7 protein-coding genes are annotated in these 6,283 nt (G+C 43.1%); 3 read left to right on the top strand and 4 right to left on the bottom strand.

Going from position 1 to position 6,283, the window contains the following annotated elements:
• Positions 1-398: 398 nt before the first annotated feature.
• From kduI to LPH68_RS14310, 3 genes are all read left to right on the top strand, one after another.
• Positions 399-1,241, top strand: a complete 843-nt coding sequence (gene kduI / locus LPH68_RS14320; RefSeq protein ID WP_008023755.1) for a 5-dehydro-4-deoxy-D-glucuronate isomerase — start codon at positions 399-401, stop codon at positions 1,239-1,241.
• A 40-nt stretch (positions 1,242-1,281) separates the two neighbouring features.
• Positions 1,282-2,085: a gluconate 5-dehydrogenase gene (locus tag LPH68_RS14315; RefSeq protein ID WP_004313702.1), complete on the top strand. Its 804-nt coding sequence runs from the start codon at positions 1,282-1,284 to the stop codon at positions 2,083-2,085.
• 258 nt (positions 2,086-2,343) lie between these two features.
• Entirely contained in the window at positions 2,344-3,585 is a 1,242-nt protein-coding gene (locus tag LPH68_RS14310) for a DUF4861 domain-containing protein (protein WP_230296963.1), read from the top strand.
• Between the two features lie 117 nt (positions 3,586-3,702).
• Here LPH68_RS14310 and LPH68_RS14305 read toward each other — a convergent pair whose 3' ends face one another.
• The 4 genes from LPH68_RS14305 to LPH68_RS14290 form a co-directional block, all read right to left on the bottom strand.
• Complete coding sequence (locus LPH68_RS14305) at positions 3,703-4,173, bottom strand: lipocalin family protein (RefSeq protein WP_117610914.1); 471 nt, start codon at positions 4,171-4,173, stop codon at positions 3,703-3,705.
• Between the two features lie 49 nt (positions 4,174-4,222).
• Complete coding sequence (locus LPH68_RS14300) at positions 4,223-4,942, bottom strand: hypothetical protein (protein WP_370638800.1); 720 nt, start codon at positions 4,940-4,942, stop codon at positions 4,223-4,225.
• Between the two features lie 105 nt (positions 4,943-5,047).
• Positions 5,048-5,683 (bottom strand): outer membrane beta-barrel protein, encoded by a 636-nt coding sequence (locus LPH68_RS14295; RefSeq protein WP_008641585.1) that lies wholly within the window; start codon positions 5,681-5,683, stop codon positions 5,048-5,050.
• Between the two features lie 20 nt (positions 5,684-5,703).
• Complete coding sequence (locus LPH68_RS14290) at positions 5,704-6,195, bottom strand: hypothetical protein (protein ID WP_192923113.1); 492 nt, start codon at positions 6,193-6,195, stop codon at positions 5,704-5,706.
• Between the last annotated feature and the right edge of the window lie 88 nt (positions 6,196-6,283).

Here is a 6,283-nt window from a genome sequence, read left to right as displayed (position 1 = left end):
ATTTTTTTAATCTTCCGCAAAGATAGTTCACTTGCGCGTATTAACATAACATATCCACAGGGTTTTCGGACTGACCCGTATATAGGGGATCAGCGTATATAGAATTCATTAATCTTATTTTATTCGTTATATTGACTATTTTAATGCTTATCGTGTTGGTCGTTGAATAGCTTGTATTTTATTATAGAAGGTTCAAACTGTATTAGGTAGAAATCTCTCCCAAATCGTATTATAGTTCGTTAAAAAAGTGTACATTGCACAGATTCTGGACATTTTTGGTGGATAATTGGAACAAAATTGCAAGGTAAACCCGTTTTCTTTTGCTATTTTTGCATCGTGTACGTAAACGAAGTGCACGTAGAAAGAGAACTTATTCAATAACTATAAATAAATAAGGTATGAAAACGAACTATGAAATTCGCTATGCTGCGCATCCTGAAGATGCAAAAAGTTATGATACTACAAGAATCCGCAGAGATTTCTTAATCGAAAAGATATTTGTCCCCAATGAAGTAAATATGGTATATTCCATGTACGACCGTATGGTGGTAGGTGGTGCGCTGCCGGTAGGAGAGGTGCTGACGCTTGAAGCAATCGATCCGCTGAAAGCTCCGTTCTTCCTCACCCGTCGCGAAATGGGTATCTACAATGTCGGCGGTCCCGGTATTGTGAAAGCGGGCGACGCAACCTTCGAACTGGATTATAAAGAAGCTCTTTATCTGGGTTCGGGCGACCGTGAAGTGACTTTCGAAAGCAAAGACGCTGCTCATCCTGCCAAATTCTACTTCAACTCACTGACTGCACATCGCAATTATCCCGACCGTAAGGTGACGAAAGCCGATGCCGTAGTAGCTGAAATGGGTTCTTTGGAAGGCTCCAACCACCGTAATATCAATAAGATGCTGGTGAATCAGGTGTTGCCCACCTGCCAGTTGCAGATGGGTATGACGGAACTGGCTCCGGGAAGTGTCTGGAATACGATGCCGGCCCACGTACACAGCCGTCGTATGGAAGCCTACTTCTATTTCGAGATTCCCGAAGATCATGCTATCTGCCACTTTATGGGTGAGGTAGGCGAAACACGTCACGTATGGATGAAAGGCGATCAGGCTGTTCTTTCGCCCGAATGGTCTATCCACTCGGCTGCTGCTACCCACAACTATACCTTTATCTGGGGAATGGGTGGTGAGAACCTCGACTATGGCGATCAGGACTTCTCGTTGATTACAGATTTGAAATAACAAATCCAATAGTTTTCCTAATTTAATAATAAAAAGAATTATGAATCAGTATTTGAATTTTTCTTTGGAAGGTAAAGTAGCGCTCGTTACAGGTGCTTCTTATGGTATCGGTTTTGCTATTGCTTCTGCATTCGCAGAACAAGGCGCTAAAGTTTGTTTTAACGACATCAATCAAGAGTTGGTAGACAAAGGAATGGCTGCATACGCTGCAAAAGGTATCAAAGCTCACGGTTATGTATGCGACGTGACAGACGAACCGGCTGTTCAGGCTATGGTTGCTACAATTGCCAAAGAAGTAGGTACAATTGATATCCTTGTAAATAATGCAGGTATTATCCGTCGTGTTCCTATGCACGAGATGGATGCTGCTGATTTCCGTCGTGTAATCGACATCGACTTGAATGCTCCGTTCATCGTTGCTAAGGCTGTTCTTCCTGCTATGATGGAAAAACGTGCTGGTAAAATCATCAACATCTGCTCAATGATGTCCGAACTGGGTCGTGAAACTGTATCTGCTTACGCTGCCGCTAAGGGTGGACTGAAGATGCTGACTCGCAATATCTGCTCTGAATATGGTGAATACAACATTCAGTGTAACGGTATCGGCCCGGGTTACATCGCTACTCCGCAAACTGCTCCTCTTCGTGAGAAACAAGCAGACGGAAGCCGTCACCCATTCGATTCATTCATCTGCGCCAAGACTCCTGCCGGTCGTTGGTTGGATCCTGAAGAACTGACAGGTCCTGCTGTATTCCTTGCTTCTGAAGCTTCTAACGCTGTCAACGGCCACGTTCTTTATGTAGATGGTGGTATCCTTGCTTATATCGGAAAACAGCCGAAATAATGTAAGATAGAAGAGATTCCGATAAGGTGATAGAATGGCAAAGAGCATCCTCTTTTCATCTGTCACCTTATTTTTTATCATTCCCTTTGCAGGAGCTATAGGACCGACTTATTGGACATATATGCCCAACGTGTTGAACATATAGATCCAGCACGTTGGATATATATAGCTGATGCGTTGGATCTATAGATCCAACAGATGCGGATATAATAGCCTCTATTTGCAAAGTATATATTATTCATTCAATGTAGACTAATTATGAAAAAGATATTAATTCTGTTTGCTGTAGCCTTGATAGGGTTTGCTTCCTGTGCCGACAGTAAACAGTCAATAACAATCACTGTGACCAATCCGCTGGCTCTTGAACGGGTGGGAGAGATGGTTGAAGTGCCGATGAGCGATGTTGTTGCCAAGTTGAAACTGGCAGATACAGCGCAGATTGTAGTGCTTGATGTTGACGGTCAGCAAATGCCTTATCAGGTGACGTATGACGAAAAGGTTGTTTTCCCCGCTACGGTAGAAGCGAACGGAACGACTGTTTACACTATTCAACCGGGTACACCGGCACCTTTCGATGTCGTTGCTTGCGGTAAATATTATCCCGAACGTCTGGACGACGTTGCCTGGGAGAATGATCTTGGCGGATTCCGTGCGTATGGCCCTGCCTTGCAAGCACGCGGAGAGCGTGGTTTCGGCTACGACCTTTTCACGAAGTACAACACAACGGAACCGATTCTGGAATCTCTCTATGCGGAAGAACTGAATCCTGAAAAGCGTGCCAAGATAGCTGAATTGAAAAAAACAGATCCTAAAGCTGCCTCCGAACTACAAAAAGCCATCTCTTACCATATCGATCATGGATATGGCATGGATTGCTATGCCGTAGGACCTACGTTGGGTGCCGGTGTTGCTGCTCTGATAGCAGGTGACACTATTATCTATCCTTACTGCTATCGTACACAGGAAATCCTTGATAATGGTCCGCTGCGTTTCACGGTGAAGCTGGAATTTAATCCGCTGGTAGTCCGTGGAGACTCTAATGTAGTGGAGACTCGTGTAATCTCACTGGATGCAGGTTCTTATCTCAACAAAACGATTGTTTCATATACCAATCTGAAAGAAGCAATGCCGGTGACTACCGGACTTGTATTGCGTGAACCGGACGGTGCGACTGTGGCAGATGCTGCCAATGGCTATATCACTTACGTAGATCCTACAACAGATCGTAGCGGTGCAAACGGCAAGATATTTGTCGGTGCTGCATTTCCTGCACAGGTGAAAGAAGCGAAAGTGGTTCTTCTTTCTGAAAAGGAAAAGAAAGAACGTGGCGGAGCCGACGGTCATGTTTTGGCTATCAGCGAATATGAGCCGGGTTCTGAATATACTTATTATTGGGGTTCTGCCTGGGATAAGGCCGCTATCAAGACTCCGGATGCCTGGAATAAATATATGGCTGAATATGCGCAGAAGTTGCGCACTCCGCTGACAGTAGCATATTGATGTGTTGAATTGCTTTTCCAATAGATTAAGCAAAGGTTTCTTTGGTAAAAAGAAACCTTTGCTTAATTTTATCTTCCTGAAAAAGAAAGAAAGTTTTTGCGTTATAACGCCTTTGAATTATCTCGTAAAAGCGTGTTGTTCGTAATATTCGTATGTTGTTCCGTCTTCTTTCTCTTTTTCACGAAGTTCATAGACTAATTCATTTTCTGTCATTGTGGTCACTGTCCACACTTCTGTGTAATTATCCTCTTCAGTGTCGATGAGAGTCAGCTTATTACCGGAGTAGCTCCATGTACCATGATAATAATTAGTACTTCCGGAGGAGTTGTAGACATCTTTTTCTACATACGTACCGTCTTCCTTGAACTCTATGGAATAACGGTTGGTTCCATTTACAAAATCTTCTTTAGAGTCACTTACCTTTTCACCATCTTCCCATTCTTGTGAAAGATAATACACTCCATTCCATGTTCCTAACAATAAATCGCGTGAACCGACAGTCTCATCGTCGTCGTCGCCACAGGAATAAATGCTGAACGACAGTAATACTGCAACTATGCAAACGCTTGCTTTCCAGATTGTTTTCATAATAAATTGTTTTAATTGTTTGATTTTGAGATGATTCGTTTTTTAGACTCTATTTGATAATAGTTTCCACATGTCCGTTCTTGAAGAACAGGTAGAACGAGCTGGAATACATCCATTGCACTTCTCCATTTGATTCTTGAATAGTCTGCGGTTTGCCGAAAGCCAGTAGACATTCATCTTCCGTCATGCCTTTCACCGGCTTGTTGATGTTGATTTCATTCCAATGAGTAATCGGTGAAAGCTGGTTCGTTATGATGAAGTCGAACATTTTGTTCAATACTTGCGATTCAACCTGTATGAAATCATCCATGATTTCTTTGTGAGATGCTTTCTTGTCCGGTTGTAGCTTCTCCATAGGAGTGATTTTTTTCATTATCACTGCTGATGACTCTATCCGTATATTGGAAAGATAATAAACCAGTTTACCGTCCTTTACTTGAAACAGGGCTTTGCAATAGTAAGTATTCTTTTGGCTTGAGTCTGCCTGCGAGGCAAGTATCAGATCGCAACTGAAGTTTTTAGCCGGTACGTTGACCTCCGCTATTCCTTCCCGTAACTGTGGGCAGACATTCTTGACGATCCATAGCAGTGCATTAGCGTAGATGTTTTCGTCTTGCATATCGCTGAAAGGGGTAAATCCGCTGACCACATATTTATTGCCGTCTGCACTGACAGGATAGCTCTTTTTCTGTTCGGTGAAAGTCTGTGCTATCAGTGGGATAATTCCTACCAGTAGATACAAGATTACCAGAAATTGTCGTTTGGTCATCATATTCCGTTCTTTTTAAGAAAACAGCATCCACGGCCCTTTTTGTGAAAAGAAAAGATCGTGGACGCTGAATAAATAATATGGTTTATTGAGGTTTGGTTGTCCTTAGAAGGCAATACCCAGACGAATCATAAAGTTACTGGTCTTGAATCCGTCGGCATCGCTGAATGCATCTATAAATCCGCGTTGATAGGTAAGATCCAGATTGAAACGGTCATACCAGACTCCTACGCCGATATTCATACCTGCATCAAAATGATTGTAGTCAACCTCCATATAATCTGCATAATCACCCCAACTGATGCTTTCTCCATCTTCTTTCATTTTGCTTGTGTAATCGTAACTAGCGAAGACTCCTACATGCGGGTCGATACGGACGTTGTCCGCCACAGCAAATTTCCATCCGAATGTGAACGGAGAATATTGTATGTTGTGAGCCATACATTTCGTGTCGTCCACTTTGAAACCACGGGAGCCAAGTCCAAACTCCATCCCCCAGTATCCTCCTGTACTGCCTAAAGGCTTCTGATAGCCAAATGTAGCATTATATCCGATGTTTGAATCAGCTCCTTCGGCTCCGTCACCGGAGAAGTTCATGATATTCAGGCCTGCACGTAAGAACCATTGTGTGCTGCTGGCTTGCTTTTCAGTTTTGACGATTGCACTTCTGGATGATACGATTTGCGCTTGAGTTCCTACGCACAATAAGAGTGCGGCAACCATTGATAATACTTTTTTCATTGTTATTGATATTTTAGTGATTAATTCTTATTCTTAACGACGGGCGCTATCTGGCTTTTTCCATCTGTGGGTGACAACTTCTGTAGGCGAATCCATTCGTAATCGTCCTTAGTGGCCGGATGCCAGTTGACGAAGATTCCGGGATAACCTACCACTGTAACCGTGTACCCACCTGTTTTTTCATTATCTTCCACTTTGAAAGTGGCTCCCATGATGACATCGCAGTTATATTTGATGGTGGACAGATACGTCCCCCATGCACGGATGTTGTCAAGTTCTCCTTTCATGGCGATTTCCACTTCCTCTTTGCTTAGTGTCCATTCATCCTTGATCCGTCCCTTATCTTCCAGTATTTTCACCTCGACAACTGTAGGTTTGACACAAACTTCAGTAACTGCATCGCCTGCACGTGCCTGTGCATCACGAAACTTGAAGACCGTCTTTTGCGCATGGGCTCCGACGGCACAACCGACAACCAGAGCAATAATTAGAAATAGTTTTTTCGTTTTCATGTCCTTTTGTGATTATATGTTAATATGCCTGCAAAGGTATGCGAAAGGAGTATACTACCGGGTGAAAACATAGTTCCAAGAACGATAC

The sequence above is a fragment of the Bacteroides sp. 1_1_30 genome (assembly GCF_020982715.1).
GTDB classification, from domain to species: Bacteria; Bacteroidota; Bacteroidia; order Bacteroidales; family Bacteroidaceae; genus Bacteroides; species Bacteroides xylanisolvens.
This window is presented reverse-complemented; position numbering and strand designations above follow the sequence as displayed.

Coding starts and splice junctions, on each gene's coding strand:
- kduI (WP_008023755.1), top strand. CDS start 399: ATGAAAACGAACTATGAAATTCGCTATGCTGCGCATCCTGAAGATGCA.
- LPH68_RS14315 (WP_004313702.1), top strand. CDS start 1,282: ATGAATCAGTATTTGAATTTTTCTTTGGAAGGTAAAGTAGCGCTCGTT.
- LPH68_RS14310 (WP_230296963.1), top strand. CDS start 2,344: ATGAAAAAGATATTAATTCTGTTTGCTGTAGCCTTGATAGGGTTTGCT.
- LPH68_RS14305 (WP_117610914.1), bottom strand. CDS start 4,173: ATGAAAACAATCTGGAAAGCAAGCGTTTGCATAGTTGCAGTATTACTG.
- LPH68_RS14300 (WP_370638800.1), bottom strand. CDS start 4,942: ATGACCAAACGACAATTTCTGGTAATCTTGTATCTACTGGTAGGAATT.
- LPH68_RS14295 (WP_008641585.1), bottom strand. CDS start 5,683: ATGAAAAAAGTATTATCAATGGTTGCCGCACTCTTATTGTGCGTAGGA.
- LPH68_RS14290 (WP_192923113.1), bottom strand. CDS start 6,195: ATGAAAACGAAAAAACTATTTCTAATTATTGCTCTGGTTGTCGGTTGT.